Consider the following 25123-nt stretch of genomic DNA (forward strand, 5'->3'; position numbering starts at 1 on the left):
TGGGCGCTCCTCGGCCACAGGATAACGCAGGAGCCGCTACACTGGGCGGTTCCTCCATGCCCGCGTCCCCACCCGTTCTCAAGTTCCTGGAAGGCGGCGGCGCCATGGGCGAGCGCATTCGCGCCTTCGACTGGGCGAGCCATCCGCTCGGGCCTGCCGAGCGCTGGCCCGAAGCGCTGCGCATGGCGCTCAGCCTCTGCCTGAATTCGAGCTTCCCCACCGCGATCTACTGGGGGCCGGACCTGCACGTCCTCTACAACGATGCCTGGTCGGTGATCCCCGCGGAGAAGCATCCCTGGATGCTGGGGCAGCCCGCGCGCGTGGGCTGGTCGGACATCTGGGACATCGTCGGGCCGCAGTTCACGCGGCTGATGGAAACCGGCGAGGGGATGGCCCTGTACGAGGAGATGCTGCCCATGGTGCGCGGCGGCCAGCCGCGCGAGACCTGGTGGAACTACAGCATCACGGCCATCCGCAACCCGGACCACAGCGTCGCCGGCATCTTCAACCAGGGCAACGAGATCACGCAGCTCGTGCTGGCACGGCGACGGCGCGAGGCCGAACTCGCCCGCTGGCGCGAGATGTTCCGGCAGGCACCCGTGCCGGTGGCGCTGCTGCGCGGGACGTCGCACACCTTCGAGTTCGCCAACGATGCCTACCTCGCCCTGGTGGGCGGCCGCGACCTCGTCGGCAAGCCTCTGCGCGATGCGCTGCCCGAGGTGGTGGAGCAAGGCTTCCTGGAACTGCTGGACGGCGTGCTGCACACGGGCGAACCCTACATCGGCGCCGGCGCCAAGGTGAAACTGCAGCGCGCCGCCGAAGGCCCGGTGGAGGAACGCGTGCTGGACTTCATCTACCAGCCGATGCGCGATGCCGCCGGCGAGGTGGACGGCGTGCTGGTGCTGGCCACCGACGTCACCGAGCGCGCGCGGGCCGAGTCGGCGCTGCGCCTGTCGAACTGGCAGCTCGGGGAGGAACGCGCGCGGCTCGCGTCGCTGATGGAGGCCGAACAACGCGCTCGCCTGGCCTTGCGCCGCTTCAACGAGACGCTCGAGGCGCAGGTGAAGAGCCGCACGGCGGAACTCACGCGGGCGCTCGAGGCGCAGCAGGCCGCCGCCGACCGGCTGCGCGCCGCGTTCGCGACGGACATGATCTTCCAGGGCTTCATGGATGCGGACGGCATCCTGCGCGATGCGAACCCCACGGCGCTGAACGCCATCCGCTGCCGGCTGGAGGAAGTGGTGGGCCGCCCCTTCTGGGAGACACCGTGGTTCACGGCGACCGCAGGCGCGCCGGAACGCATCCGGGCCGCGGTGGAGGAGGCGCGCCAGGGCCGCACCGTACGCGGCACGCTCGCCGTGAAGCTGCCTGCCGGCGAGCGCAGCTTCCGCTTCTCGATCCGCCCCGTCGCCAACGCGCGCGGCGAGATCGTGGGCCTCGTCCCCGAAGCGATGCCCGCCTGACGCGCGGGGCAGCGCCCGCTGCCTCGCACCCGATACGACCAAGGTCCCATTGGCCGTGCTGGAGGCGGGGCCTAGCCTCTGCGGCATGTCGTGCCTAACCCTGCGGCGCTGCGGCGTGCCGCTTGCCCTCCGAGCCATCGCGGCCGCAGCCGCCCTGGCCGCCTTCGTCCCCCTGCCAGCGGCCGCCCAGGCGCCCGCTGCGCCGGTCACGGCGGCGGCGCCCCTCAACGCGCAGGAGCTGGAGCAGCTCGTGGGCCCCATCGCGCTGTACCCGGACGACCTCGTCGCGGTGATCCTGCCGGCCTCGACCAACCCGCTGCAGATCGTCCAGGCCGACCGCTTCCTGGACCAGCGCAAGGCCAACCCGAAGCTGGAACTCAACGCGCAGTGGGACGACGCGGTGAAGACGCTGTGCAACTACCCGGACATCGTGAAGATGATGAGCCGCGACCTCGACTGGACCACGCAGCTGGGCGAGGCGGTGGTCGCGGACACCGGCGAGGTCATGGAGGCCGTGCAGCACTTTCGCCGGCGCGCGCAGCAGGCGGGCAACCTGAAGTCGGACGACAAGACCAAGGTCGTCGTCGAACAGGAGATCATCACGATCGCCCCGGCGAATCCCGAGGTGGTCTACGTGCCGACGTACAACCCGTCCACGGTGGTGGTCGCCGGCGGCTATCCGGCCTACACCTACTATCCCGCGCCCTACCCTTCGTACTGGTATCCGTATGCGCCCGGCGCCGCGTTCGCCACCGGCGTCATCTGGGGCGCGGCCCTGGGCGCCGCCTGGAACGGCGGCCACTACCACGGCGACTGGAACGGCGGCAACAACACCATCAACATCGACCGCGGCGACCGCAACACGACGATCAACCGTGGCGATCGCACGAACGTGTCCGGCGGCGACCGTACCAACGTCGGCAGCGGCAACCGCGGGCAGTCGACGAAGTGGACGTCCAACAAGAAGCCGGGCCAGGTCAGCAACTCGGTGGGCGCGGGCAACCGCGCACGCGCGGGCGACGCGCGTCCGGGCGGCAGCGGCAGCGCGCTCGGTGCGGGTTCCGGCAACTTCGGCGGCGGCGCCGGAGCCGGTGGCGGCAATTTCGGCGGCGGCGCGGGTGCCGGCGCCGGTGCGCGGCCCAGTCCGCAGCCCGCCAACCGGCCGAGCGGCGGGGGCGGTGGCGGCTTCGACAACATGGGCTCGGCGCGGCAGACGCAGATGGACAGCTCGCGCGGCGCGGCCAGCCGCGGCTCCGCGGGCGTGAGCGCGGGATCGCGGCCTTCGCCCAGCGCAGGCGCCTCGCGCTCCGCCGCACCGCGTCCTTCGGGCGGCGGCGGCGGCGCGCGCGGGGGCGGCGGTGGCCGCGGCGGTGGCGGCGGACGCCGATAGGAGACCCGACATGCCGATCAACAGGATGCCCGCGATGCAACACCCTTCCCGCCTCCGCCCGCTGGTGCTCGCCGCCGCGCTGCTGCTGCCCCTTGCGTCCAGCGCGCAGCAGACCACCTTCCCCAACCCGCAAGCGGCCGCCGATGCGCTGCTGCGCGCGCTGCAGGCCAACGACGACGCGGCGCTCGGCGCCCTCTTCGGCGAGAAGTACCGCGAAGTCGTGAGCAGCGGCGATCCCGCGTACGACACCGCGCGCCGTGCCGAGGCCGCCCGGGCCCTTGCCACCCGCCAGCGCCTGGAGGAGCTGGGTGCCGACCGGCGCATCCTGCGCATGGGCGCGCAGGACTGGCCCTTCGCCATCCCGATCGTGCGCGAAGGCCTGGGCTGGCGCTTCGCCACCGAGCAGGGCATCGAGGAGCTGACCAACCGCCGCATCGGCGCCAACGAGCGCAATGCGATCTACGTGATGAACGCGATCGTCGATGCGCAGCGCACGTACGCGCAGGCGGACCGCGACGGCGACGGCGTGCTGCAGTACGCGACGAAGCTCGGGAGCTCGCCGGGCAAGCGCGACGGCCTGTACTGGCCCGCCGATGCCGCGCGCGCCGAGGAGCAGAGCCCGCTCGGCCCGCTGGTGGCCGCCGCATCCACCGAGCTGGCCGGCCACAAGGAAGGCGAGCCCTACGGCGGCTACCGCTTCCGCATCCTCACGCGCCAGGGGGCGAGCGCACCCGGGGGTGCCTACAGCTACGTGATCAACGGCCGCATGATCGCGGGCTTCGCCGCGATCGCGACGCCGGCCGAATGGGGCAAGACGGGGATCATGAGCTTCATGATCAGCCACAACGGCAGGCTCTACGAGCGCAACCTGGGGCCGAAGGCCCCGGCGATCACGAGCTTCGATCCGGCGGGGTGGAAGGAAGTGCCGCCGGCGCCGTGAGCCGCGCACGCGCATGAAGAAGGCCGCGAGCGGGGCCTTTTCCTCGTGCGCGCCGGCCCGCCTACTTCGCCGCCTCCACCTTCACGGCCAGCGATTCGCGGTAGAGCGCCAGGACCTGGTCGCCCTTCTTGATGTTCTTCAGCTGCTCCGGGTCCTCCACGGCGAGGTCCACCATGTTTCCGGCCGGGCCCTTGAGCGTGACGAGCTTCTTCTTCGCGTCGACCTGCACCACGTCGGCGAGCACCTCCACCTCGCGCACGGCCTGCCCGCCCGGCTTCTGGCCCGGCTGCGAACGCGTCAGCTTGCCGGATTCGGCCGCGCCAGCGACGCCCTTCGTCTTCTTCAGCTCCAGCGCGATCGCCTGCGAGTACTCCACGCTCACCTTGTCGCCGACCTTCAGCTGGTCGAAGTTGCGCACATCCTCGCCCAGCGGAATGGACACGACCTTGCCGTCCTGGCGCTTCAGCGTCACGGTGCGGGTGGCCGCCTCGATGCCGACGACCGTCGCGCTGGTCTTCAGCGTTCCGTCGGCCATGGCCTTGCCGGGCGCCGTGGCCGCGCCGCCGCTGAACGTGGCCGCGGGCGTGTCGCCGGCGGGCTTCTGGGCGGCCGCGGGCAGGCTGGCGGCGGCCACGAAGGCCAGGGCCAGCAGCTGGGTCGAACGGGAACGGATGCGCATCGGACTTCTCCTGGAAAGGAATGGAAACCTTTCGAGGATCGCGGCCGCCCCGCGCCGCGTCCATGGGACCTAGGTCCCACCGCGCTCACTGCATGCGCACGCCGGCGGCCTGCAGCAGCCGCGCCGTCTCGTGCAGCGGCAGGCCCATGATGCCGGTGTACGAGCCCGCGATGCGCACGATGTGCGCGGCGGCGCGGCCCTGCACGGCGTACGCGCCGGCCTTGCCCAGGGGCTCGCCGCTCGCGACGTAGGCGCGGATCTGCGCGGGCGTCATCGCCGCGAAGGTCACGCGCGAATCGTTGAGGTCGGCCAGCCGCCTGCGTCCCGCCTGCACAGCTACCGCGGTGAGCACGCGATGCGTGTGCGCCGACAGCTCGCGCAGCATGCGCGCGGCATCCTGCGCGTCCCGCGGCTTGCCGTAGATCGTGCGTCCCAGCGCCACGGTGGTGTCCGAACACAGCACGGGCGCGGCGGGAAGGCCGCGCCGCTTCAGGCGCGCGAGCGCGGCGTCGAGCTTCAGTCCCGTGACGCGCCGCACGTAGGCGGCCGGCGCCTCGCCGGGATGCACCTCCTCGAGCGCTTCGCTGTCCTCGTCGTCGTCGGGCAGCAGCAGCTCGTAGCGGACGCCGATCTGTTCGAGGAGCTGGCGCCGGCGCGGGCTCTGCGAGGCGAGGTAGACGAAGTCACTCACGGTGGTAAGGGTGGCCGGCGTTGATGGACCAGGCGCGATAGAGCTGTTCGGCGAGCAGCACGCGGACCATGGCGTGCGGCAGCGTGAGGTCGGAGAGGCGCACGCGCTCGTGCGCCGCCTGGCGGAAGCCCGGGTCCAGCCCGTCCGGCCCGCCGATCACGAGCGCGACGGCGTCGTTTTCCAGCTGCCACTCCTTGAGCTTGCCCGCCAGGGCCATGGTGGTGAGCGCGGTGCCGCGTTCGTCGAGGGCGACGACCCGCGCGCCCCTGGGGATCGCCGCTTCGATGCGCTCGCGTTCGGCGGCCAGCAGAGACTGCAGCGTCTTGGACGCCCGCGGCTCCGTCTTCACGGCCTTGAGTTCGAGCTTCAGCTCGGGCGGGAAGCGCTTGGCGTAGTCGTCCCAGGCCACCTGCGCCCAGTCGGGCACGCGCTGGCCCACGGCCACGACCAGCAGGCGCATGCTCAGGACTTGCGGGCCGGAGCCTTCTTCGCTGCGGCCTTCTTCGCGGGCGCCTTCCTGGTCGGCGCCTTGCCGGCCGGGGCCTTCAGCGCCGCCTTGCCGGCCGCGGTGCGGGCGGTGCTCTTCGCGCCGGCACCCTTCACGGGAGCCTTCTTCGCGGGCGTCTTCTTCGCTTCGGCGGCCTTGGCGTCACGCTCCGCCGTCTTCACCGCGCTGCTGCGGCGCAGGGACGGGCTCGCGGCCTTCTTCGCGGCAGGAGCGGCGTCGGCCTTCTTCGCGGGAGCGGCAGGCTTGGGCAGGCCGACGCGCACGCGCACCGGCTTCTCGCCCCAGATCTCCTCCAGGTGGTAGTACTGGCGGATGGCGGGCTGCATGATGTGCGCCACGGCGGCGCCGCAGTCCACGATGATCCATTCGCCGTTCTCCTCGCCCTCGATGCGCGGCTTCGGGAAGCCGGCCTCGCGCACGGCGTCGATCACGCTGGAGGCCAGCGCCTTCGTCTGCCGGTTCGACGTGCCCGACGCCACGATGACGCGCTCGAACAAGGGGGACAGGTGCTCGGTGTTGAAGACCTGGATGTCCTGGCCTTTCACGTCTTCGAGGCCATCGACGATGGCCCTCTGGAGTTTCTGCGTGTCCTTCTTCGCGGCGGTTTCAGTCGTCATCAGGCGGTGGTGTAAAGAGAATGGGAGGCAATATAACGGGCAACGGCCGGCTCAACCAGCGCGGAGATGTCCTGCCCCGCTGTCAGCCGGGCGCGGATGTCGGTGGCACTCTCGGGCATCTGCGGGAGGCCAAGGGAATGCACGCGCACGCCGGGCAAGGCCTGCAGGGCACGGACGCCCTCGCCCGAGCCACGGCCGGCGACGGCCAGCACGGCGAGCTGGGCGATGTCCTGCCACGCGTGCCAGCGCGTGAAGCTCGCGGCCTGGTCCTCGCCCATGAGCAGGTAGAGCTGCGCAGCGGGATGCCCGGCCTGGAGCTCGCGCAGGGTATCGATGCTGTAGGTGGGGCCGGTGCGCTCCAGCTCGCGGTCGTCGACCTGCACGGCCGGGATGGCGGCGAAGGCCAGCTTCGCCATGGCGAGCCGGTGCTCCGCGGGCGTGAGCGCGCGGTCCTTGTGCCAGGCCTGGCCCGTCGGGAAGACGTAGAGCCGGTCCAGCCCGAGCTGCTCCACGGCGGCGCGTGCGAGCACGGCGTGCGCGCGGTGCGGCGGGTCGAAGGCGCCGCCGAACATGCCGACGCGCTGCAGGGGCGGGCTCAAACCCAGTCCCTTCGCGGCAGGAAGCGGCGCAGGAGCTCCTCTTCGCGCGAACCGGCTTCCGGCTGCTGCTGGTAGGCCCAGCTCGCGTGCGGCGGCATCGACATCAGGATGGACTCGGTGCGGCCGCCCGACTGCAGGCCGAAGTGCGTGCCGCGGTCCCAGACGAGGTTGAACTCGACGTAGCGGCCACGGCGCAGCAGCTGCCAGTCGCGCTCGCGCTGCGAGTATGGCCTGTCCTTGCGGCGTTCGAGGATGGGCCGGTAGGCCGCGATGAAGGCATCGCCCACCGAGCGCTGCAGCGCGAAGCTGTTCGCGAAGCCCTGCTCGAAGAAGTCGTCGAAGAAGATGCCGCCGATGCCGCGCGCCTCGTTGCGGTGCTTGAGGAAGAAATACTCGTCGCACCAGGCCTTGAAGCGCGGGTACTTGTCGGCGCCGAAAGGCGCCAGGCTGTCGCGGCAGGTGCGGTGGAAGTGCACCGCGTCCTCTTCCTCGCCGTAGTACGGCGTGAGGTCCATGCCGCCGCCGAACCAGTACACCGGCTCGGCATCCTTCGGCAGTGCGGCCAGCATGCGCACGTTCATGTGCACGGTGGGGGCGTACGGGTTGCGCGGATGGAAGACGAGCGACACGCCCATCGCCTCGAACCCGGCGCCGACCAGCTCGGGGCGGTGCTGCGTGGCCGAGGGAGGCAGCTTCGGTCCCGTGACCTGCGAGAAGGCACAGCCGGCGCGCTCGAACACCTTGCCGCCTTCCAGGATCATCGTGCGGCCGCCGCCCTGCAGCGGCTCGCCCGGCTCCTTCTGCCAGAGGTCGGCGCGGAAGGGCTGGCCGTCGATGGCGCCGAAGGCGTCGGTGATGCGCTGCTGCAGGTCCCAGAGGTACGCGCGGACCGCGTCGCGGTGCTGGTCCACCGGGCTAACCCTTCACGGCGCGGTGGCCGATGTCGCGGCGGTATTGCGCGCCGTCGAAGGTGATGTGGCGCAGCACGTCGTACGCGTGCGCCTGCGCGGCTTTCACCGTGTCGGCCAGGGCCGTCACGCACAGCACGCGGCCGCCGGCGGTGACCGTCTGGCCGTCCTTCGGCGCGGTGCCCGCGTGGAAGACGACGGCGTCCTCGGTGTCCTTCGGCAGTCCGTGGATCACGTCGCCCTTGCGCGGATCCATCGGGTACCCGCCCGCGGCCATCACGACGCCGAGCGCGGTGCGGCGGTCCCACTGCAGCTCCACCTGGTCCAGCGTGCCGGAAGTGGCGGCCATCATCACGTCGTACAGGTCGGACTTCAGCCGCATCATGATCGGCTGCGTCTCGGGGTCGCCCATGCGGCAGTTGAACTCCAGCGTCTTCGGGTGGCCGTCCGCGGCTATCATGAGGCCGGCGTAGAGGAAGCCGGTGTACGGGATGCCGTCCTTCTCCATCCCGCGCACGGTGGGCAGGATGATCTCGCGCATGGCGCGCGCATGCACCTCGGGCGTCACGACCGGCGCGGGGGAATAGGCCCCCATGCCGCCCGTGTTGGGGCCCTGGTCGCCGTCCTGCAGGCGCTTGTGGTCCTGGCTGGTCGCCAGCGCCGCCACGTTCTTGCCGTCGCACAGGACGATGAAGCTCGCTTCCTCGCCCTGCAGGAACTCCTCGATGACGACGCGGGCGCCGCCCGCGTTGTGCGAGACGCCCAGCTTGTTGTCCAGGAGCATGAAGTCGATCGCCTCGTGCGCCTCGGCCGGCGTCATGGCGACCACGACGCCCTTGCCGGCGGCGAGGCCGTCGGCCTTCACCACGATGGGTGCGCCCTTGCGGTCCACGTAGGCGTGGGCTTCGGCTGCGTCGCTGAAGGTCTCGTATTCCGCCGTGGGAATCTTGTGCCGCACCATGAAGGCCTTCGAGAAGGCCTTGGAGCTTTCCAGCTGCGCGGCGGCCTGCGTCGGCCCGAAGATGCGCAGGCCGTGGGCGCGGAAGTCGTCCACCACGCCGGCGGCGAGCGGGGCCTCGGGGCCGACCACCGTCAGCGCGATCTTCTGCTTCAGCGCCCAGTCGCGCAGCTGCCGCAGGTCGGTGATGGGCACGTTCTCCAGGCGCGGATCCAGCGCCGTGCCGCCGTTGCCGGGCGCGACGTACACGGCCTGCACCTTCGGCGACTGTGCGAGCTTCCACGCGAGCGCATGTTCGCGCCCGCCGCCGCCGATCACGAGGACTTTCATCGCGACCTCCGCCGGGCCGCCCCATGGAGGTCGCGCGCCCCCTCGGGGGGCAGCGACGACACGAAGTGCGGAGCGTGGGGGCCGGTCATTCAGCGATCTCGGCGTTCGTGTAGACGTTCTGCACGTCGTCGAGGTCTTCCAGCATGTCCAGCAGCTTCTGCATGCGCTGGCCCTCGTCGCCGGCCAGTTCGATGGTGTTCTCGGGCCGCATCGTCACTTCGGCCACTTCGGCCTTCAGGCCGGCGGCGTCCAGCGCGTTCTTCACCTTCTCGAAGTCGCCGGGCGCGGTCAGCACCTCGATGGCGCCGTCTGCATCGGTGATGACGTCCTCGGCCCCGGCGTCCAGGGCGACTTCCATCACCTTGTCCTCGCTGGTGCCGGGCGCCAGGATCAGCTGGCCGACGTGGCGGAACTGGAAGGCCACGGAGCCTTCGGTGCCCATGCTGCCGCCGTACTTGCTGAAGGCGTGGCGCACTTCGGCCACGGTGCGGACCTTGTTGTCCGTCATGGTGTCCACGATGATGGCCGCGCCGCCGATGCCGTAACCCTCGTAACGGATTTCCTCGTAGTTCACGCCTTCGAGGTTGCCCGTGGCCTTGTCGATGTTGCGCTTGATGGTGTCGGCGGGCATGTTCGCCGCCTTGGCCTTGTCCACCGCGAGGCGCAGGCGGGGGTTGTCCTTGACGTCGCCGCCGCCCTGGCGCGCCGCGACCATGATTTCACGGATGACCCGCGTCCAGATCTTGCCCCGCTTCTCGTCCTGGCGACCCTTGCGGTGCTGGATGTTCGCCCATTTGCTGTGACCGGCCACGGATGCTTCCTTGCTCTTCTGCGTTAATCTTGCTGGATCCCCCCATTCTACTTTTCGCACCCATGGCCGAACCGATGTTGATCGCCCAGAACGGCAAGACGCAGGCGCACCTCCTCCCCGCGCTGGCCAACCGGCACGGGCTGGTGACGGGGGCGACGGGGACCGGCAAGACCGTCACCCTGCAGAAACTGGCGGAAAGCTTCAGCCGCATCGGCGTGCCGGTCTTCCTGGCCGACATCAAGGGCGACCTCACCGGCATCAGCCAGGCGGGCAAGCTCGAGGGCAAGCTGGCCGCGGCGATCAGGGAGCGGGGCCTCCCCGAGCCGGAGCCCCTCGCCTGCCCGACCACGCTGTGGGACGTCTTCGGCGAGCAAGGCCACCCGGTGCGGGCGACGATCACGGACATGGGCCCGCTGCTGCTCGCCCGCATGCTGAACCTGAACGACACGCAGGCCGGCGTGCTGCAGATCGTCTTCAAGATCGCCGACGCGAACGGCCTGCTCCTGCTGGACCTGAAGGACCTGCGGGCGATGCTGCAGCACGTGGGCGACAACGCCAAGCAATTCACCACGGAATACGGAAACATCAGCGCGGCGAGCGTCGGGGCGATCCAGCGCGGGCTGCTGCAGATCGAGGCGCAGGGCGGCGACAGGTTCTTCGGCGAGCCCATGCTCAACATCGCGGATTTCATCCAGACCGATGCCCAGGGGCACGGCGTGGTGAACATCCTCGCCGCGGACAAGCTGCTGAACTCCCCGCGCCTGTACGCCACCTTCCTGCTGTGGATGCTCTCGGAGCTGTTCGAGACGCTGCCCGAGGTGGGCGACCTGGACAAGCCCAAGCTGGTGTTCTTCTTCGACGAGGCGCACCTGCTGTTCGACGAGGCACCCAAGGTGCTGGTGGAGCGCATCGAGCTCGTCGTGCGGCTGGTGCGGTCCAAGGGCGTCGGCGTGTATTTCGTGACGCAGAACCCGCTGGACATCCCCGACTCGGTGCTCGCGCAACTGGGCAACCGCGTGCAGCACGCGCTGCGCGCCTTCACGCCGCGCGACCAGAAGGCGGTGAGGGCGACGGCGGAGACCATGCGGCAGAAGCCGGGGCTGGACATCGCGACGGCGATCACGGAGCTCGCGGTGGGCGAGGCGCTGGTGAGCTTCCTCGACGAGAAAGGGCGCCCGAGCGTGACCGAGCGCCTGTACGTGGTGCCGCCCGGCAGCCAGATCGGGCCGATCACGCCGGAGCAGCGCAAGGCTCTGCTGGCGAATTCCGTCGTGGCCGGGGTCTACGAGAAGGCGGAAGACCGCGAGTCGGCCTACGAGAAGCTGAAGGGGCGCGCGGCGGAAGCGGCGGCGGCGGGGGCGGCGGGGAGCACGGGCGGCACGGCCGGCGCCGCGTCTCCTGGCGGCGGCATGTTCGGCGGGCTGTCGGACGTCCTCTTCGGGTCGACGGGGCCGCGCGGCGGCAAGCGAGAAGGCCTCGTGGAGAGCTTCGCGAAGTCCGCGATCCGCACGGTGGGGAGTTCCGTGGGAAGGGAGATCGCGCGGGGGGTGTTGGGGAGCATCCTCGGAGGGAAGAAGCGGTAGGGCGCAGGCGCCGATCGGTGGGGTTCGTTTCACTCACCGACGGCGGCTTTCGCCGCCCCACCCTACAGGAGTCGTGGACGCCGCATTCGTAGGGTGGCGGCGCGCCAGCGCCGGAAGGTGAGCGACGCGTTCGAGTGCCGGCAGGCCGGCACGTAGCCCGAAGAGAAGACGAAGTCGAGCCTCGGACACCCCACCGATCGGCACCCGATCACACACGCCGCCACGCAAACTGCCGCTGCGGGTCCGGCTCGTCGCCCGTTATGGGGCCACCATGCCCAACTACATCCGCGCCGACGCCGCCGGCGCCACCTTCTTCTTCACCCTCACCCTGCAGGACCGCGGCGCCCGCTACCTGGTGGACCACGTCACGGAACTGCGCGCCTGCCTGCGCACCGTGAAGGAACGCCACCCCTTCGACATCGAAGCCATGGTCGTCCTCCCCGAACACATCCACGCCCTCTGGCGCCTGCCGGTCGACGACGGCGACTACTCCACGCGCTGGATGCTGCTGAAGCAGTCCTTCACGCGAAGGCTCACGGAACTGGGCGTGCTCGCGCCCGAGGCAGAGAAACCGAAAGGCCGCCGCGGCGAGCGCTCCGTCTGGCAGCGCCGCTTCTGGGAACACCAGGTCACCGACGAGGCCGACTTCGCGCGCCACGTCGACTACATCCACTTCAATCCCGTGAAGCACGGGTGGGTGTTGCGCGCGCGAGACTGGCCCTACTCCAGCCTGCACCGCTTCGTGCGCGAGGGGAAACTGCCGGCGGACTGGGGCATCAGCGCCGCCATCGAGGGCGAGTTCGGCGAGTAGCCCTGCCATGGCCATCGCGCTGTGGCCCGCGCTTTGCTAGAGTGGGTTTTTGGCTCCCTGCGAGACACGATGGCTGCTGATCCTTCCGCTCCCCGCCACATCCGGCTGACTTCGCATGCCAGCGGCCAGGGGGCCCTGCCGATCCGGTGGGGCGCGTCCACGCCGGCGGAGCGCGGCCCGATCGTGGGCACGACCACGAAGCGCAGCCACCGCAACGTGATCGGCACCCACAGCGGCTCGTACAGCGTCTATCGCGCCCTCGCCGTCGCGGCCGGCGCGCTCAATCGCGACCACAAGGCCGACCTCACGAACACCGCGCCCACCGACCAGATCGGCCCCTACCCGCAGTGGACCGACCCCGGCAAGATCGTGAGCCTCGACCCGTGGGGTGCCACCGTCGCGGAGGTGTTCGCCAACGAACTCGCGGCCGGCTACGACATCCGGCCGACCATCGCCGTGACCAAGGCCCACGTCATCCTGCCCGAGGTGATCGAGGCCATCCAGAAGGGGCGCCTCAAGCCCGACAACCGCATCCTCCTGGAAGGCGGGGCCGCCTGCGTGACCAAGGCCGCGATCGAACCGGTGTGGTACCTGCCCGGCGTGGCGAAGCGCTTCGGCTGTTCCGAGTCCGACCTGCGCCGCGTGCTCTTCGAGGAGACCGGCGGCATGTACCCGGAGCTCGTCACGCGCAGCGACCTCGAGGTGTTCCTGCCCCCCATCGGCGGGCAGACGATCTACATCTTCGGCAATGCACGCGACCTCGCGAACCCCGACGTGGAACTCACCGCCCGCGTGCACGACGAGTGCAACGGCTCCGACGTGTTCGGCTCCGACATCTGCACCTGCCGCCCCTACCTCACCCATGCCATCGAGGAATGCATCCAGGGCGCGCAGCGCGGCGGCGTGGGCCTGGTGGCCTACTCGCGCAAGGAAGGGCGCGCGCTCGGCGAAGTCACCAAGTTCCTCGTCTACAACGCGCGCAAGCGCCAGGTGGGCGGCGACACCGCCGACCAGTACTTCGCGCGCACCGAGTGCGTGGCAGGGGTGCAGGACATGCGCTTCCAGGAACTCATGCCCGACGTGCTGCACTGGCTCGGCATCAGGAAGATCCACCGCCTGGTCTCCATGAGCAACATGAAATACGACGCGATCACGGGCTCGGGCATCGAGGTCGGCGAGCGCGTCGACATCCCTGCGGAGCTGATCCCCGCCGATGCACAGGTGGAGATGGAGGCCAAGAAGGCCGCCGGCTACTTCACCCCCGACGTCGTGCCCGATGCGAGGACGCTGAAGGAAACGAAGGGGCGCGCCTTATGAGCGATGCCCACTTCGTCGGCGGCAACCCGAGGGCCGAGGAAGCCGCGACGATCCTGCGCCGCACGCACACCGTGCGCGAACGCTGCCGGCAACTGCTGGACCGCGCACGCGCCGGCCAGTCGCGGTGGTTCACCGTGGACGACGGCGCCCTGCCCGGCACCGCCCGCCTCGTGGCCGACCTCACCCGCCAGCGCTACCCGAAGGGCCACATCCCGTTCCACAGCCGCTGGCGCCACCTCGAAGCCGGCGGCGTCGATCGCCGCGCGCAGCTCGAGCGCCTGCTCGGCGACGTGCCCAAGGCGGTGCGCGGCGAGGCGATGTTCGACCTCACCTTCGTCAGCGTACTGCTCGATGCCGGCGCTGGCCCGGACTGGAAGTACGTGGAGCCCGCCACCGGCCAGGCCTACACGCGCTCGGAAGGCCTCGCGGTCGCCAGCTTCCACGCGTTCACGAGCGGCCTGTTCTCCAGCGACAGGAACCATCCCCTGCGCGTCGATGCCGAAGGCCTGCGTTCGGTGCTCACCGACCACCTGGCCGGCGTGTTCCAGGTGCGCGAGAACAACACGATGGTCGGCCTGGAAGGCCGCGCCATCCTGCTGCGCCGCCTCGGCGAGGTGATGCAGGAGCAGCCCGAGGTCTTCGGCCAGGTGGTGCCCCGCCCATCCGGCATCTACACGCAGATCCTCTCGCCGGCGCCCGACGTGCCGTACACCGCCGACGTCGCCGCGCACGACGTGCTGTCGCAGATCCTGCTCACGTGCTCCGGCATCTGGCCGTCCGGCAACGAGATCGACGGCGTCCCGCTGGGGGATTGCTGGCGTCACGAGGCCGTGCGCGGCGAAGGGCTCACCGATGGCTGGGTGCCGTTCCACAAGCTCTCGCAATGGCTCACCTACTCGCTGCTGGAGCCCATCGCGTGGTCCGGCGTGCAGGTGCGCGGCGTCGACCAGCTCACGGGGCTGCCCGAGTACCGCAACGGCGGCCTGCTGCTCGATGGCGGCGTGCTGCGCCTGCGCGACGAAGGCATGGCGCAGCAGACCTGGCAGGCGGGCGACGAACTGGTCGTGGAATGGCGCGCCCTCACCGTGGCGCTGCTCGACGAAGTCGCCGTGGAGGTGCGCAAGCTGCTGCACCTCGACGCGGAGCGCCTGCCGCTCGCCTGCGTGCTCGAAGGCGGCACCTGGGCCGCGGGACGCGAGCTGGCCGCGAAGCATCGCAACGGCCTGCCGCCACTGAAGATCGCGAGCGACGGAACTCTCTTCTGAGAAAATCGACCCCATGGCCCTCCCCGACAACGTCCACGTCATCGACCACCCGCTGGTGCAGCACAAGCTGTCCCTGATGCGCAACAAGGAAGCCAGCACGAACAGCTTCCGCCGCCTGCTCAACGAACTCGCCGCCCTCATGACCTACGAGGTGACGCGCGACGTCGGCATGCAGGAGGTCGAGGTCCAGACGCCGCTCGAGACGATGAAGACCCGGGTGATCGACGGGAAGAAGCTCGTGTTCGTGTCCATCCTGCGCGCCGGCACCGGCATCCTGGACGGCATGCTGAGCGTCGTGCCGGGCGCGCGCGTGGGCCACATCGGCCTGTACCGCGATCCCAAGACGCTGATGGCGGTGGAGTACTACTTCAAGATGCCGCAGAACATGGAGGAACGCGACGTGATCGTCGTGGACCCCATGCTCGCCACCGGCAACTCCGCCATCGCGGCGGTGGAGCGGCTGAAGGAACTCAACCCCAAGTCGATCAAGTTCGTCTGCCTGCTCACCTGCCCCGAAGGGGTCGCGGCGATGCACAAGGCGCACCCGGACGTGCCCATCTACACGGCCGCCGTCGACCGCCAGCTCAACGACCACGGCTACATCCTGCCGGGCCTGGGCGACGCCGGCGACCGGATGTTCGGCACGAAATAGCCTCCATGCGACGCTTGCGATGCGCTGCAGCCGCGGCGGCGCTGCTGTGCGCCTTCGCGGCCGGCGCCGCGCCCTTCACGCCGGCCGCCGACGACGAAGTCGTCGAACGCCTGCCGCTCGCCAGCGACCCCGCCCTGCGCGCCGTGGAGTCCCTGCGCCGACAGCTCGCCTCGCGACCGCAGGACGCCGCGCTGCGCCTCGACATCGCCGAGCGCTACTTCGCGCTCGCCATGGCGCAGGGCGATCCGCGCTACGTGGGCTATGCGCTGTCCACCATCGCGCCGCTGGCCACGGCCGCCGCGAACCAGAGCCGGTACTGGCTCGTGCGCGGGCAGCTGCAGCAGTACGGCCACGACTTCGCCGGCGCGCTGGCCAGCCTGGACCAGGCGAGCCGGCTGGCGCCCGAAGCGGTGGAGCCGGTCGCCTGGCGCGCCGCCATCCACATGGTCCAGGCGAACTACGCCCTCGCCGCAGCCGAATGCGACCGCCTCGCGCGCATCGCCACGCCGCTGATGGCGCAGGGCTGCACCGCCTACGTGCGCGGCACCACCGGCCAGCTCATCCCGGCTTACGACATGCTGTCGGAGGCGGTGGCGGCGTCGGTCGACGCGCCACCCGGCCTGATGCTGTGGGCGCAGACGCGCCTGGGGGAGATGGCCGCGCGGCTGCAGCGCTTCGGCGACGCGGAGCGGCACTACCGCCTCGCGCTGGACCAGGGCCTCACCGACCAGTTCCTGCTCGCCTCGTACGCGGACTTCCTGCTGGAACGCGAGCGCCCGGCCGAGGCGCTGCGGCTGCTGGCCGGCTGGGAGCGTTCGGACGTGCTGCTGCTGCGCCTCGCGCTCGCCGGCCGCGCCGCCGGCGATGCCCGCGCCGCGGACTGGGCATCGCAGTTGCGCGCGCGCATGCAGGATGCGGCACGACGCGGGGATCGGCTGCACGAACAGGAGGCGGCGCGCTGGGCGCTGGAACTGGAGCACGATCCGGCGCGCGCGCTGGCGTACGCGCAGGACAACTACACCCGGCAGAAGGAGCCGCGGGATGCGGAGGTGCTGATGGAGGCGGCGCTCGCGGCGAAGAAGCCGGGGGCGGCGGCGCCCGCGATCGCGTGGTGGAGGGAGAGCGGATACGAGGATCCGGCGATGCAGGTGCTGGCGGGGAAGCTGGGGGCGGTGCGGTGAGGTGGCTGCGTGCGCTGGCGCGCCGGTGGGGTTCCCTTCGGTCACCTTCCGCGGCTGTCGCCGCGCCACCCTACATCCTGGCGTTGCTGTTGGCGGCAACCCCCGCCTGGGCCCACAAACCCAGCGACAGCTACCTCACGCTGCGCGGGGAAGAGGACGGCATCGCCGTCCGCTGGGACATCGCCCTGCGCGACCTCGACTACGTGCTGCAGCTCGATGCCGACGGCAACGGCGAGCTCACCTGGGGCGAGGTGCGGCGGCGGGAAGGCGACATCACGAAGCTGGCCATCGAGCGGCTCGCGCTGTCCTCGCAGGGCGAGGCCTGTCCGCTCTCCGCCACCGGGCCGATGATGCTGGACCGGCACAGCGACGGCACCTATGCGGTGCTGGCACTGCACGCCCGCTGTGCGCGGCTCGCGGGCAGCATCCAGGCGCAATACGGCCTGTTCGTCGACGTGGACCCCAGCCACCGCGGCCTGCTGCAGTGGACGCCGCCGGGTGCCTCGCAGCCGCAGGCCCGCGTGTTCGCGGCGGACAGCGCGAAGCAGGAGCTGCCGCTGGCGGCACCCGGCGCCTGGGAGACGCTGCGCCAGTACGTGGTTGAAGGCATCTGGCACATCTGGATCGGCTTCGACCACATCCTCTTCCTGCTGGCGCTGCTGCTGCCGTCCGTGCTGGTGCGCGATGCGGGCGGCTGGACGCCCACGCCCAGCCTGAAGCGCGCCGGCGTGGAAGTGCTGAAGGTCGTCACGGCCTTCACGCTCGCGCACTCCATCACCTTGAGCCTGGCGGTCCTGGGCCTCGTCAGCCTGCCTTCGCGCGTGGTGGAATCGGTCATCGCGGCTTCCGTGGTGCTCGCGGCCCTGAACAACCTGCGGGGCACCGTGGACCGGCGGCGCTGGGTCATGGCCTTCGTGTTCGGGCTGGTGCACGGCTTCGGCTTCGCGTCCGTGCTGGCCGACCTGGGCCTGCCGCAAGGCGCGCTGGCGCTGGCGCTGGTCGGCTTCAACGTGGGCGTGGAGCTCGGGCAGCTGGCCATCGTGGCCGTGTTCCTGCCCCTGGCCTACGCCTTGCGCACCACGGGTTTCTACCGGGTGGGCGTGCTGCGTTTCGGCTCCATCGCGGTCGCCCTGCTGGCCGGCTGGTGGTTCGTGCAGCGCGCCTTCGACCTCGCCCCCTCTTGACGCGGGCGGCGGCTGGCACGACGCTTGCACCTCGCCACGCCATCGCAACAACGAGGAACTCCATGACGCCGACCCGCCGCCACCTGCTCGCCCTTGCCGCCGCCCTTGCCGCCGCCAGCCCCGGGCTGGCGCTCGCGCAAGGCAAGCTCAAGGTCGCCGCCATCTACACCGTGCCGTTCGAGCAGCAGTGGGTGAGCCGCATCCACAAGGCGCTCAAGGCGGCCGAGGCGCGCGGCGAGATCGAGTACAAGGCCAGCGAGAACGTCGCCAACGCGGACTACGAGCGCGTGATGCGCGAGTACGCCACCGGCGGCAACCAGCTGATCGTGGGCGAGTCGTTCGCCGTGGAGGCGGCAGCGCGCAAGGTGGCGAAGGACTTCCCGAAGACCGCCTTCCTCATGGGCTCCTCCGGCAAGCCGCAGGCCCCGAACTTCAGCGTGTTCGACAACTACATCCAGGAGCCCGCCTACCTCTCCGGCATGATCGCCGGCGGCATGACGAAGTCGAACAAGATCGGCATGGTCGGCGGCTTCCCCATCCCCGAAGTGAACCGCCTGATGCACGCCTTCATGGCGGGCGCGCGCGAGGTGAACCCGAACGTGCAGTTCATGGTGACCTTCATCAACAGCTGGTTCGACCCGCCCAAGGCCAAGGAAGCCGCCTTCGCCATGATCGACCAGGGCGCGGACCTGCTGTACGCCGAACGCTTCGGCGTCTCCGACGCGGCCAGGGAGCGCGGCAAGCTCGCCGTCGGCAACGTGATCAACACGCAGGACAAGTATCCCGACACCGTCGTCGCCTCCGCGCTGTGGAACATGGAGCCCACCATCGACGCGGCCCTGAAGAAGGTGAAGGAAGGCAAGTTCGCCGCCGAGGACTACGGCCACTACTCGATGATGAAGTTCAAGGGCTCGGAGCTCGCGCCGCTCGGCACCTTCGAGAAGAAGGTGCCCGCCGACGTCGTCGCCAAGGTCAAGGCAAAGGAGAAGGCGATCCAGGAGGGCAGGTTCGCCGTCAAGGTGGACGACTCGCAGCCGAAGTCGGGCAAGTAAGCGGAATGGTCCGCCGTCTCCTCGCCGCCGCGCTCGCCGCGGCCGCCCTGCTCCTGCAAGGCTGCGCCGGCACGCCGGCCGCGCCCGCAGCCACCGCCACGCAATCGGCCTCGCTCGATCCGACGCCGCGCATCGCCATCGTCTCGGCCTTCCAGCCGGAGCTGGTGCTGCTGCGCAGCCGCCTCGCGCAGCCGCGCGTCCACCAGGCCAACGGCGTCGAATTCGCCACCGGCACGCTGCAGGGCAAGCCCGTGGTGCTGTTCCTGAGCGGCGTGAGCATGGTGAACGCCGCCATGAACACGCAGCTCGCGCTGGACCGCTTCCGCGTCACGCACCTCGTGGTGAGCGGGATCGCCGGCGGCGTCAACCCGCAATTGCACGTCGGCGACGTGACCGTGGCGCAGCGCTGGGGCCAGTACATGGAGGTGCTCGCGGCCCGCGAGGTGGCGCCGGGCCGCTTCCAGCCGCCCCCGTTCATGAAGGACGCGACGATCCCGCCCTACGGGATCTTCCACCCGCGCCCGGTGGAAGTGCGTTCGGCCGCGAAGCCGGAGGTCGAGCGCCGCTTCTGGTTCGACACGGACCCGGCGATGCTCGCCGTCGCGCGCCAGCTGCAGGGCGTGGCGCTGGAGCGCTGCGACGCGGAGCGCCGCTGCCTCACCCGCACGCCACGCGTGGTGCCGGGCGGCAACGGCGTCTCGGGCCAGGCCTTCGTCGACAACGCCGCGTACCGCGAATACACCTTCCGTACCTTCGAGGCGAACGTGCTGGACATGGAGACCGCCGCGATCGCGCACGTGGCCCACGCCAACGGCGTGCCCTTCATCGCGTTCCGCTCGCTGAGCGACCTGGCCGGGGGCGGCGAGGGCGAGAACGAGATGGGCACCTTCTTCCGCATCGCCGCCGACAACTCCGCCCGGGTGCTGCTCGCCTTCCTCGCCGCATGGAAGTAGCCGTCGCCGCGGCCCCGGTGCTGCGCATGGAGCGCATCGTCAAGCGCTTCGGCGCGCTCGTGGCCAACGACGACGTGTCGCTGCAGCTAGCGCCCGGCGAGGTGCTGGGCCTGCTGGGCGAGAACGGCGCGGGCAAGTCCACCCTGATGTCCATCCTGTTCGGCCACTACGTGGCGGATGCGGGCCGCATCGAGGTGTTCGGCCGCGAGCTGCCCGCGGGCCAGCCGCGCGCCGCGCTGGCCGCGGGCATCGGCATGGTGCACCAGCACTTCACGCTGGCGGACAACCTGACCGTGCTGGAGAACGTGGTGCTGGGCACCGAGCCGCTGTGGCAGCCGTTCAGCCGCCGCGACGCGGCCCGCGCCCGCCTGCTGGAGGTGGGGCAGCGCTTCGGGCTCGCCGCGGCGCCGGACGCGCTGGTGGCCGGCCTCTCGGTGGGCGAGCGCCAGCGGGTGGAGATCCTGAAGGCGCTGTACCGCGGCGCGCGCATCCTGATCCTCGACGAGCCCACGGCGGTGCTGACGCCGCAGGAGAGCGAGGCGCTGTTCCGCACCCTGGGCGACATGGTCGCGCAAGGGCTGTCCATCGTCTTCATCAGCCACAAGCTCGCCGAGGTGCTGCGGGTGGCGCAGCGCGTGGTCGTGCTGCGCGGGGGACGCGTCGTGGCCGAAGCGCCGGCACGCGACACCGATGCGGCGACGCTCGCGCGCTGGATGGTGGGGCAGGACGTCGCCCTGCCGGAAGGCCGCGCCAGCACGGTCGCAGAGCGCCCGGTCGTGTGCGAGCTGCAGCACGTGCACGCCGGCACGGGCCGCGACCGGCTCGATGGCGTCTCGCTGCAGCTGCGCGGCGGCGAGATCACGGCCATCGCGGGCGTCTCCGGCAACGGGCAGCTCGCGCTGGCACAGCTGCTTTGCGGCATGCTGCCGGCGCGCGCGGGACGCGTGCAGCTGCCTCCTTCCGGCATCGCGCGCGTGCCGGAGGACCGGCACGGCACCGGCGTCGTCGGCGACCTGCCCGTGTGGGAGAACGCGGTCTCGGAGCGCCTGCGCACGCGCGCTTTCCGGCGCGGCCCGTTCGTGCGGCGCCACGCCGCGCGTGCGCACGCGCAAGCCATCGCCACGGCCTTCGACGTGCGCGGCGCCGGCCTGGACGCGCCTGCCCGCGCGCTCTCCGGCGGCAACATGCAGAAGCTGATCCTCGGCCGCGCCCTGCTGGCCCCCGACGGCAGCGCCCCTCGCCTCATCGTCGCGCACCAGCCGACCTGGGGCCTGGACGTGGGCGCGGTGGCGTACGTGCAGCAGCAGTTGCTGGCTGCGCGCGATGCCGGTGCCGCGGTGCTGCTGGTGTCCGACGACCTCGACGAGGTCATGGCGCTGGGCGAACGCATCGCGGTGATGCATGGCGGGCACCTGACCGACGCGCGTCCGGCACGCGAATGGACGCGCGAGTCGATCGGCCTCGCCATGGCGGGAGGCGCCCCATGAGGCTCGAACGCCGCCCCGCCGCCTCCCCGCTGGCCCTCGCCGCCGCCCCGGTCGGCGCGATCGCCTTCACGCTCCTCGTGAGCAGCCTGCTCGTGCTCTGGGCCGGCGCACCCGTCGCGCCCACCTGGGCCGCCCTGCTCCGCGGCGGCTTCGGCTCGGTGTTCGCCTGGACCGAAACACTCACGCGCGCCACGCCGCTGATCCTCACCGGCCTGTCCGCGGCCGTCGCCTTCCGCGCCCGGCTCTACAACATCGGCGCCGAAGGGCAGCTGTATGCAGGCGCGCTCGCGGCGGTCGCCGTCGGCGGCATGCACGGCGGCACCGGCTTCGCCGCGCCGCCCGCGGTGCTGATGCCGCTGATGTTCGCGGCGGCCGCGGTCGCCGGCGCACTGCTGCTCCTCGGGCCCGCGCTGCTGAAGGCGAAGCTCGGCGTCGATGAAGTCGTCACCACGCTGCTGCTCAACTTCATCGTGCTGCTGGGCGTCTCGGCCCTGCTGGACGGGCCCATGAAGGACCCCACCGCCATGGGCTGGCCGCAGAGCGTCGCGCTGCAATCCGAACTCGAGCTCGGCAAGCTGCTGCAAGGCACGCGCGTGCACACGGGCCTGCTGGTCGCGGCGGTTCTCGCCGTGCTGCTCTGGGCCGTCTTCAAGTACACGGTATTCGGCTTCGACGTCCGCGCGCTGGGCGCGAACCCGCGCGCGGCTGCCTTCGCGGGCGTGCCGCCGCTGCGCACCACCGCCTGCGTCGCCCTGCTTTCCGGCGGGCTCGCCGGGCTGGCCGGCGCGATCGAGGTGGCGGGCCGCACCAGCTACGTGACGCTGGACATGTCGCCGGGCTACGGCTACAGCGGCATCGTGATCGCCATGCTGGCCGGATTGCATCCGCTCGCCCTGCTCGCGGCCGCGGTGTTCGTCGCGGGCGTGCTGGTCGGCGCGGACAGCATGAGCCGCGTCATCGGCGTGCCCACCTACATCGCGGACGTGATCGTCGCCGCGTCGCTGGTGTCCGTGCTGGTCGCCGCCTTGCTGGCGCAGTACCGGGTGCGGCGCACATGAGCGCCATCCTGGACCTGCTGGGGAATCCGGCGCTGTGGATCGCGGTGCTGCGCATCGCGACGCCGCTGGTCTTCGGCACGCTGGGCGTGCTGCTGTGCGAGCGCGCGGGCGTGCTGAACCTGGGCATCGAAGGGATCATGGTGGCGGGCGCGTTCACCGGCTGGCTGGCGGTCTACGCCGGGCTGCCGCTGTGGGCCGGCGTGGCGGTGGCCGCGGGCACGGGCGCGATCCTCGGCGCGCTGCACGCTTTCCTGACCGTGGCCCTGGCCCTGTCGCAGCACGTCTCGGGGCTGGGCATCACGATGCTGGCGACGGCGCTCAGCTACTACGCCTACCGCGTGAGCTTCCCCAAGGTGAACACCCCGCCGACGGTGACGCCCTTCACGCCCATGGAGTTCCTGGGCATCCCCGTCCTCTCGGCCCAGACGCCGCTCACGCTGCTGGCGCTGCTGCTCGTTCCCGCGATCGCGTGGTTCCTGTACCGCACGCCCGCGGGCCTGGCGCTGCGCATGGTGGGCGAGAACCCGCAGGCCGCGGAGAGCCAGGGGATTTCGGTGCTGGCGGCACGCACCGGCGCGGTGGTGGCGGGATCGGCGCTGATGGGCGTCGGCGGCGCGTTCCTCACGCTGTCCGCGTTCGACGCGTTCTTCTTCAACATGGTCAACGGCCGCGGCTGGATCTGCGTGGCGCTCGTGGTGTTCGCCTCGTGGCGTCCGGGCAAGGCGCTGCTGGGCGCGCTGCTGTTCGCGTTCTTCGACGCGCTGCAGCTGCGCCTGCAGCAGTCCGGTGCCGGCCTGCCGTACCAGGTGTACCTGATGCTGCCGTACGCGCTGTCGATCCTGGCGCTGGTGCTGGTGGCGCGGCGGGCGGCGTATCCGCAGGCGTTGATGAAGCCGTACCGGAAGGGGGAGCGCTAGGCGAAGAACCCCACGACCTTCAACAGCCGCCCCTCCCCATCCAGCTCCGCGAAGTCCACGCCCTGCAGCACCGCGGCGCCCTTCGCATCCACCAGCCGCCACCCATAACGCGCAAAGCCGTGGTGCGCATCCACCGCCGTGCTGCGCTCGAAGCGGTGCTGCGGAAACTGCGACAGCAGGGTCGCCGCCTGGTCGGCGATGCCCTGGTGCCCGCGGGCTTCCAGCGGGGGGTCGACGAGGCGGCCTTCGGCATTCCAGGCCTGGCGGATCGCCGCGGCGCGGCGGGAAGCATCGGCATCGCAATAGGCGGCGAGGTGGGCGTCAACGAGGCGTTCGAGGGTGGAAGCATCCATGGCAAGCTCCTTGCGTGGTGGTGAAAGAAGGCCCCATGGTGGGCATGACCGGGGCGCCCGGCGATGACCCCGGAGGTCATGGACGACAGGCGCCGGCAACGCAGCTATCCTCTTCCCATGCTCGACCTCCTCGTCACCAACGCCACGCTGCCGGACGGCCGCACCGGCATGTCCGTCGCCGTGCAGGACGGCCGCATCCGCGAGGTCGCCGCCGGCCTGCAGGCGCAGGCGCGCGAGACCGTGGACGCCGGCGGCCACCTGCTGTCGCCGCACTTCTGCGACCCGCACTTCCACATGGACGCGACGCTCAGCTACGGCCTGCCGCGCGTCAACGAGAGCGGCACGCTGCTCGAAGGCATCGCGCTGTGGGGCGAGCTCAAGCCGATGCTGAAGGCGGAGGACATGGTCCGGCGCGCGCTCGCCTACTGCGACTGGGCGGTCGCGCGCGGCCTGCTCGCGATCCGCAGCCACGTGGACACGAGCGACCCGTCGCTGCTGCCCGTGGAGGCGATGCTGGAAGTGAAGAAGCGCGTGGCGCCCTACCTCGACCTGCAGCTCGTGGCCTTCCCGCAGGACGGCGTGCTGCGCACCCCGGGCGGCCTGCAGAACCTGGAGCGCGCGCTGGACCTCGGCGTGGACATCGTCGGCGGCATCCCGCACTTCGAGCGCACGATGGCACAGGGCGCCGAGAGCGTGAAGCTGCTGTGCGAGATCGCCGCCGCGCGCGGCAAGCTCGTCGACATGCACTGCGACGAGACGGACGATCCCCTCTCGCGGCACATCGAATCGCTTGCCTTCGAGGCGCAGCGCCTCGGCCTGCAGGGCCGCGTGAACGGCTCGCACTGCACGTCGATGCACGGCATGGACAACTACTACGTGTCCAAGCTGATCCCGCTGATCGCGGAGAGCGGCGTGAGCGTGGTGGCCAACCCGCTGATCAACATCACGCTGCAGGGTCGGCACGACACGTATCCCAAGCGCCGCGGCATGACGCGCGTGCCGGAACTGCTGGCCGCGGGCGTGAACGTCGCGTTCGGCCACGACTGCGTGATGGATCCCTGGTACGGCATGGGCTCCGGCGACATGCTGGAAGTGGCGCACATGGGGCTGCACGTGGCGCAGATGACGAGCCAGAAGGGAATCCGCGCGTGCTACGAGGCGGTGACGACGAATGCCGCGCGCGTGATGCACCTGCAGGGGTACGGGCTGGAGCCGGGGTGCGACGCGAGCTTCGTCCTGCTGCAGGCGGGGGACGTCATCGAGGCGATCCGGCTGCGCGCGCACCGGCTGAAGGTCTGGCGCAAGGGCAAGCTGCTGTCGCAGGCGCCGGAGATGGTCGCCAGCCTGGCGCTGCCCGAGCGGCCGGTGCAGGTTCGCTTCGGGCGCTGAAGCCGCAAGCCCCGGATTCCCGCCTCC

The 25123-nt window shown here is 71.0% G+C and carries 25 protein-coding genes; 16 read left to right on the forward strand and 9 right to left on the reverse strand.

Annotated elements, in window-relative coordinates; translation table 11 throughout:
• The first annotated feature begins 56 nt into the window (after nt 1-56).
• The 3 genes from H8N03_RS20550 to H8N03_RS20560 all read left to right on the forward strand — a co-directional run bounded on the left by H8N03_RS20550 (nt 57) and on the right by H8N03_RS20560 (nt 3793).
• Nucleotides 57-1463, forward strand: a complete 1407-nt coding sequence (locus H8N03_RS20550) for a PAS domain-containing protein (protein WP_187078099.1) — start codon at nt 57-59, stop codon at nt 1461-1463.
• Nucleotides 1464-1548: 85 nt separating this feature from the next.
• Nucleotides 1549-2853 carry a DUF3300 domain-containing protein gene (locus tag H8N03_RS20555; protein ID WP_187078100.1) on the forward strand — a complete coding sequence of 435 codons (1305 nt, stop codon included), beginning with the start codon at nt 1549-1551 and terminating at the stop codon, nt 2851-2853.
• Nucleotides 2854-2887: 34 nt separating this feature from the next.
• Complete coding sequence (locus H8N03_RS20560) at nt 2888-3793, forward strand: DUF2950 family protein (RefSeq protein WP_187078101.1); 906 nt, start codon at nt 2888-2890, stop codon at nt 3791-3793.
• A 61-nt stretch (nt 3794-3854) separates the two neighbouring features.
• Here the strand turns inward: H8N03_RS20560 and H8N03_RS20565 are convergent, their stop codons facing one another.
• The 8 genes from H8N03_RS20565 to H8N03_RS20600 all read right to left on the reverse strand — a co-directional run bounded on the left by H8N03_RS20565 (nt 3855) and on the right by H8N03_RS20600 (nt 9894).
• Nucleotides 3855-4472 carry a hypothetical protein gene (locus H8N03_RS20565; RefSeq protein WP_187078102.1) on the reverse strand — a complete coding sequence of 206 codons (618 nt, stop codon included), beginning with the start codon at nt 4470-4472 and terminating at the stop codon, nt 3855-3857.
• An 85-nt stretch (nt 4473-4557) separates the two neighbouring features.
• The gene (locus H8N03_RS20570; RefSeq protein WP_187078103.1) at nt 4558-5163 is read right to left on the reverse strand and encodes a Maf family protein; all 606 of its coding nucleotides are present in this window, start codon (nt 5161-5163) and stop codon (nt 4558-4560) included.
• Nucleotides 5156-5623, reverse strand: a complete 468-nt coding sequence (gene rlmH, locus H8N03_RS20575) for a 23S rRNA (pseudouridine(1915)-N(3))-methyltransferase RlmH (RefSeq protein ID WP_187078104.1) — start codon at nt 5621-5623, stop codon at nt 5156-5158. Before rlmH ends, H8N03_RS20570 begins: the two co-directional genes overlap by 8 nt.
• Nucleotides 5624-5625: 2 nt before the next feature.
• Complete coding sequence (rsfS, locus tag H8N03_RS20580; RefSeq protein ID WP_187078105.1) at nt 5626-6288, reverse strand: ribosome silencing factor; 663 nt, start codon at nt 6286-6288, stop codon at nt 5626-5628.
• Nucleotides 6288-6887 carry a nicotinate (nicotinamide) nucleotide adenylyltransferase gene (gene nadD, locus H8N03_RS20585; RefSeq protein WP_255428316.1) on the reverse strand — a complete coding sequence of 200 codons (600 nt, stop codon included), beginning with the start codon at nt 6885-6887 and terminating at the stop codon, nt 6288-6290. Before nadD ends, rsfS begins: the two co-directional genes overlap by 1 nt.
• Nucleotides 6884-7798, reverse strand: a complete 915-nt coding sequence (gene hemF, locus H8N03_RS20590; RefSeq protein WP_187078106.1) for an oxygen-dependent coproporphyrinogen oxidase — start codon at nt 7796-7798, stop codon at nt 6884-6886. Before hemF ends, nadD begins: the two co-directional genes overlap by 4 nt.
• A gap of 4 nt (nt 7799-7802) precedes the next feature.
• Nucleotides 7803-9083: a phosphoribosylamine--glycine ligase gene (gene purD, locus H8N03_RS20595; RefSeq protein ID WP_187078107.1), complete on the reverse strand. Its 1281-nt coding sequence runs from the start codon at nt 9081-9083 to the stop codon at nt 7803-7805.
• Between the two features lie 85 nt (nt 9084-9168).
• Nucleotides 9169-9894, reverse strand: a complete 726-nt coding sequence (locus tag H8N03_RS20600; RefSeq protein WP_187078108.1) for a YebC/PmpR family DNA-binding transcriptional regulator — start codon at nt 9892-9894, stop codon at nt 9169-9171.
• 62 nt (nt 9895-9956) lie between these two features.
• Between H8N03_RS20600 and H8N03_RS20605 the strand changes: the two genes are divergently transcribed.
• The 12 genes from H8N03_RS20605 to H8N03_RS20660 all read left to right on the forward strand — a co-directional run bounded on the left by H8N03_RS20605 (nt 9957) and on the right by H8N03_RS20660 (nt 23354).
• On the forward strand, nt 9957-11477 hold the full coding sequence (locus H8N03_RS20605) for a helicase HerA-like domain-containing protein (protein WP_187078109.1): 1521 nt from the start codon (nt 9957-9959) through the stop codon (nt 11475-11477).
• Between the two features lie 271 nt (nt 11478-11748).
• On the forward strand, nt 11749-12288 hold the full coding sequence (locus H8N03_RS20610) for an REP-associated tyrosine transposase (RefSeq protein ID WP_187078110.1): 540 nt from the start codon (nt 11749-11751) through the stop codon (nt 12286-12288).
• 69 nt (nt 12289-12357) lie between these two features.
• Nucleotides 12358-13605 carry a GTP cyclohydrolase II gene (locus H8N03_RS20615; RefSeq protein ID WP_187078111.1) on the forward strand — a complete coding sequence of 416 codons (1248 nt, stop codon included), beginning with the start codon at nt 12358-12360 and terminating at the stop codon, nt 13603-13605.
• Nucleotides 13602-14870, forward strand: coding sequence for a URC4/urg3 family protein (locus H8N03_RS20620; protein WP_187078112.1), 1269 nt, complete (start codon nt 13602-13604; stop codon nt 14868-14870). Before H8N03_RS20615 ends, H8N03_RS20620 begins: the two co-directional genes overlap by 4 nt.
• A gap of 13 nt (nt 14871-14883) precedes the next feature.
• Entirely contained in the window at nt 14884-15522 is a 639-nt protein-coding gene (gene upp / locus H8N03_RS20625; protein ID WP_187078113.1) for a uracil phosphoribosyltransferase, read from the forward strand.
• Between the two features lie 5 nt (nt 15523-15527).
• Entirely contained in the window at nt 15528-16703 is a 1176-nt protein-coding gene (locus tag H8N03_RS20630; protein ID WP_187078114.1) for a tetratricopeptide repeat protein, read from the forward strand.
• 89 nt (nt 16704-16792) lie between these two features.
• Nucleotides 16793-17887, forward strand: a complete 1095-nt coding sequence (locus H8N03_RS20635; protein WP_354005154.1) for a HupE/UreJ family protein — start codon at nt 16793-16795, stop codon at nt 17885-17887.
• Between the two features lie 62 nt (nt 17888-17949).
• A complete protein-coding gene (locus tag H8N03_RS20640) occupies nt 17950-18939 on the forward strand; it encodes a BMP family protein (RefSeq protein WP_187078115.1) in 990 nt (329 codons plus the stop codon).
• 5 nt (nt 18940-18944) lie between these two features.
• Nucleotides 18945-19892: a 5'-methylthioadenosine/S-adenosylhomocysteine nucleosidase gene (locus tag H8N03_RS20645; RefSeq protein WP_187078116.1), complete on the forward strand. Its 948-nt coding sequence runs from the start codon at nt 18945-18947 to the stop codon at nt 19890-19892.
• Nucleotides 19883-21379 carry an ABC transporter ATP-binding protein gene (locus H8N03_RS20650; RefSeq protein ID WP_187078117.1) on the forward strand — a complete coding sequence of 499 codons (1497 nt, stop codon included), beginning with the start codon at nt 19883-19885 and terminating at the stop codon, nt 21377-21379. The genes H8N03_RS20645 and H8N03_RS20650 overlap by 10 nt, the downstream gene beginning before the upstream one ends.
• A complete protein-coding gene (locus H8N03_RS20655) occupies nt 21376-22437 on the forward strand; it encodes an ABC transporter permease (protein WP_187078118.1) in 1062 nt (353 codons plus the stop codon). The genes H8N03_RS20650 and H8N03_RS20655 overlap by 4 nt, the downstream gene beginning before the upstream one ends.
• Nucleotides 22434-23354 carry an ABC transporter permease gene (locus tag H8N03_RS20660; RefSeq protein WP_187078119.1) on the forward strand — a complete coding sequence of 307 codons (921 nt, stop codon included), beginning with the start codon at nt 22434-22436 and terminating at the stop codon, nt 23352-23354. Before H8N03_RS20655 ends, H8N03_RS20660 begins: the two co-directional genes overlap by 4 nt.
• Here the strand turns inward: H8N03_RS20660 and H8N03_RS20665 are convergent.
• Nucleotides 23351-23707, reverse strand: coding sequence for a nuclear transport factor 2 family protein (locus H8N03_RS20665; protein ID WP_187078120.1), 357 nt, complete (start codon nt 23705-23707; stop codon nt 23351-23353). The genes H8N03_RS20660 and H8N03_RS20665 overlap by 4 nt on opposite strands.
• 117 nt (nt 23708-23824) lie before the next feature.
• Between H8N03_RS20665 and H8N03_RS20670 the strand changes: the two genes are divergently transcribed.
• Nucleotides 23825-25096 carry an amidohydrolase family protein gene (locus tag H8N03_RS20670; protein WP_187078121.1) on the forward strand — a complete coding sequence of 424 codons (1272 nt, stop codon included), beginning with the start codon at nt 23825-23827 and terminating at the stop codon, nt 25094-25096.
• Nucleotides 25097-25123: the final 27 nt, after the last annotated feature.

This window comes from Ramlibacter cellulosilyticus, from assembly GCF_014297465.1.
GTDB classification, from domain to species: Bacteria; Pseudomonadota; Gammaproteobacteria; order Burkholderiales; family Burkholderiaceae_C; genus Ramlibacter; species Ramlibacter cellulosilyticus.

Bases quoted from the DNA above. Each gene is read 5' to 3' on its own strand.
- H8N03_RS20550 (WP_187078099.1), top strand. From the start codon at position 57: ATGCCCGCGTCCCCACCCGTTCTCAAGTTCCTGGAAGGCGGCGGCGCC.
- H8N03_RS20555 (WP_187078100.1), top strand. From the start codon at position 1,549: ATGTCGTGCCTAACCCTGCGGCGCTGCGGCGTGCCGCTTGCCCTCCGA.
- H8N03_RS20560 (WP_187078101.1), top strand. From the start codon at position 2,888: ATGCAACACCCTTCCCGCCTCCGCCCGCTGGTGCTCGCCGCCGCGCTG.
- H8N03_RS20565 (WP_187078102.1), bottom strand. From the start codon at position 4,472: ATGCGCATCCGTTCCCGTTCGACCCAGCTGCTGGCCCTGGCCTTCGTG.
- rlmH (WP_187078104.1), bottom strand. From the start codon at position 5,623: ATGCGCCTGCTGGTCGTGGCCGTGGGCCAGCGCGTGCCCGACTGGGCG.
- rsfS (WP_187078105.1), bottom strand. From the start codon at position 6,288: ATGACGACTGAAACCGCCGCGAAGAAGGACACGCAGAAACTCCAGAGG.
- purD (WP_187078107.1), bottom strand. From the start codon at position 9,083: ATGAAAGTCCTCGTGATCGGCGGCGGCGGGCGCGAACATGCGCTCGCG.
- H8N03_RS20605 (WP_187078109.1), top strand. From the start codon at position 9,957: ATGGCCGAACCGATGTTGATCGCCCAGAACGGCAAGACGCAGGCGCAC.
- H8N03_RS20610 (WP_187078110.1), top strand. From the start codon at position 11,749: ATGCCCAACTACATCCGCGCCGACGCCGCCGGCGCCACCTTCTTCTTC.
- H8N03_RS20615 (WP_187078111.1), top strand. From the start codon at position 12,358: ATGGCTGCTGATCCTTCCGCTCCCCGCCACATCCGGCTGACTTCGCAT.
- H8N03_RS20620 (WP_187078112.1), top strand. From the start codon at position 13,602: ATGAGCGATGCCCACTTCGTCGGCGGCAACCCGAGGGCCGAGGAAGCC.
- upp (WP_187078113.1), top strand. From the start codon at position 14,884: ATGGCCCTCCCCGACAACGTCCACGTCATCGACCACCCGCTGGTGCAG.
- H8N03_RS20630 (WP_187078114.1), top strand. From the start codon at position 15,528: ATGCGACGCTTGCGATGCGCTGCAGCCGCGGCGGCGCTGCTGTGCGCC.
- H8N03_RS20640 (WP_187078115.1), top strand. From the start codon at position 17,950: ATGACGCCGACCCGCCGCCACCTGCTCGCCCTTGCCGCCGCCCTTGCC.
- H8N03_RS20645 (WP_187078116.1), top strand. From the start codon at position 18,945: ATGGTCCGCCGTCTCCTCGCCGCCGCGCTCGCCGCGGCCGCCCTGCTC.
- H8N03_RS20650 (WP_187078117.1), top strand. From the start codon at position 19,883: ATGGAAGTAGCCGTCGCCGCGGCCCCGGTGCTGCGCATGGAGCGCATC.
- H8N03_RS20655 (WP_187078118.1), top strand. From the start codon at position 21,376: ATGAGGCTCGAACGCCGCCCCGCCGCCTCCCCGCTGGCCCTCGCCGCC.
- H8N03_RS20660 (WP_187078119.1), top strand. From the start codon at position 22,434: ATGAGCGCCATCCTGGACCTGCTGGGGAATCCGGCGCTGTGGATCGCG.
- H8N03_RS20665 (WP_187078120.1), bottom strand. From the start codon at position 23,707: ATGGATGCTTCCACCCTCGAACGCCTCGTTGACGCCCACCTCGCCGCC.
- H8N03_RS20670 (WP_187078121.1), top strand. From the start codon at position 23,825: ATGCTCGACCTCCTCGTCACCAACGCCACGCTGCCGGACGGCCGCACC.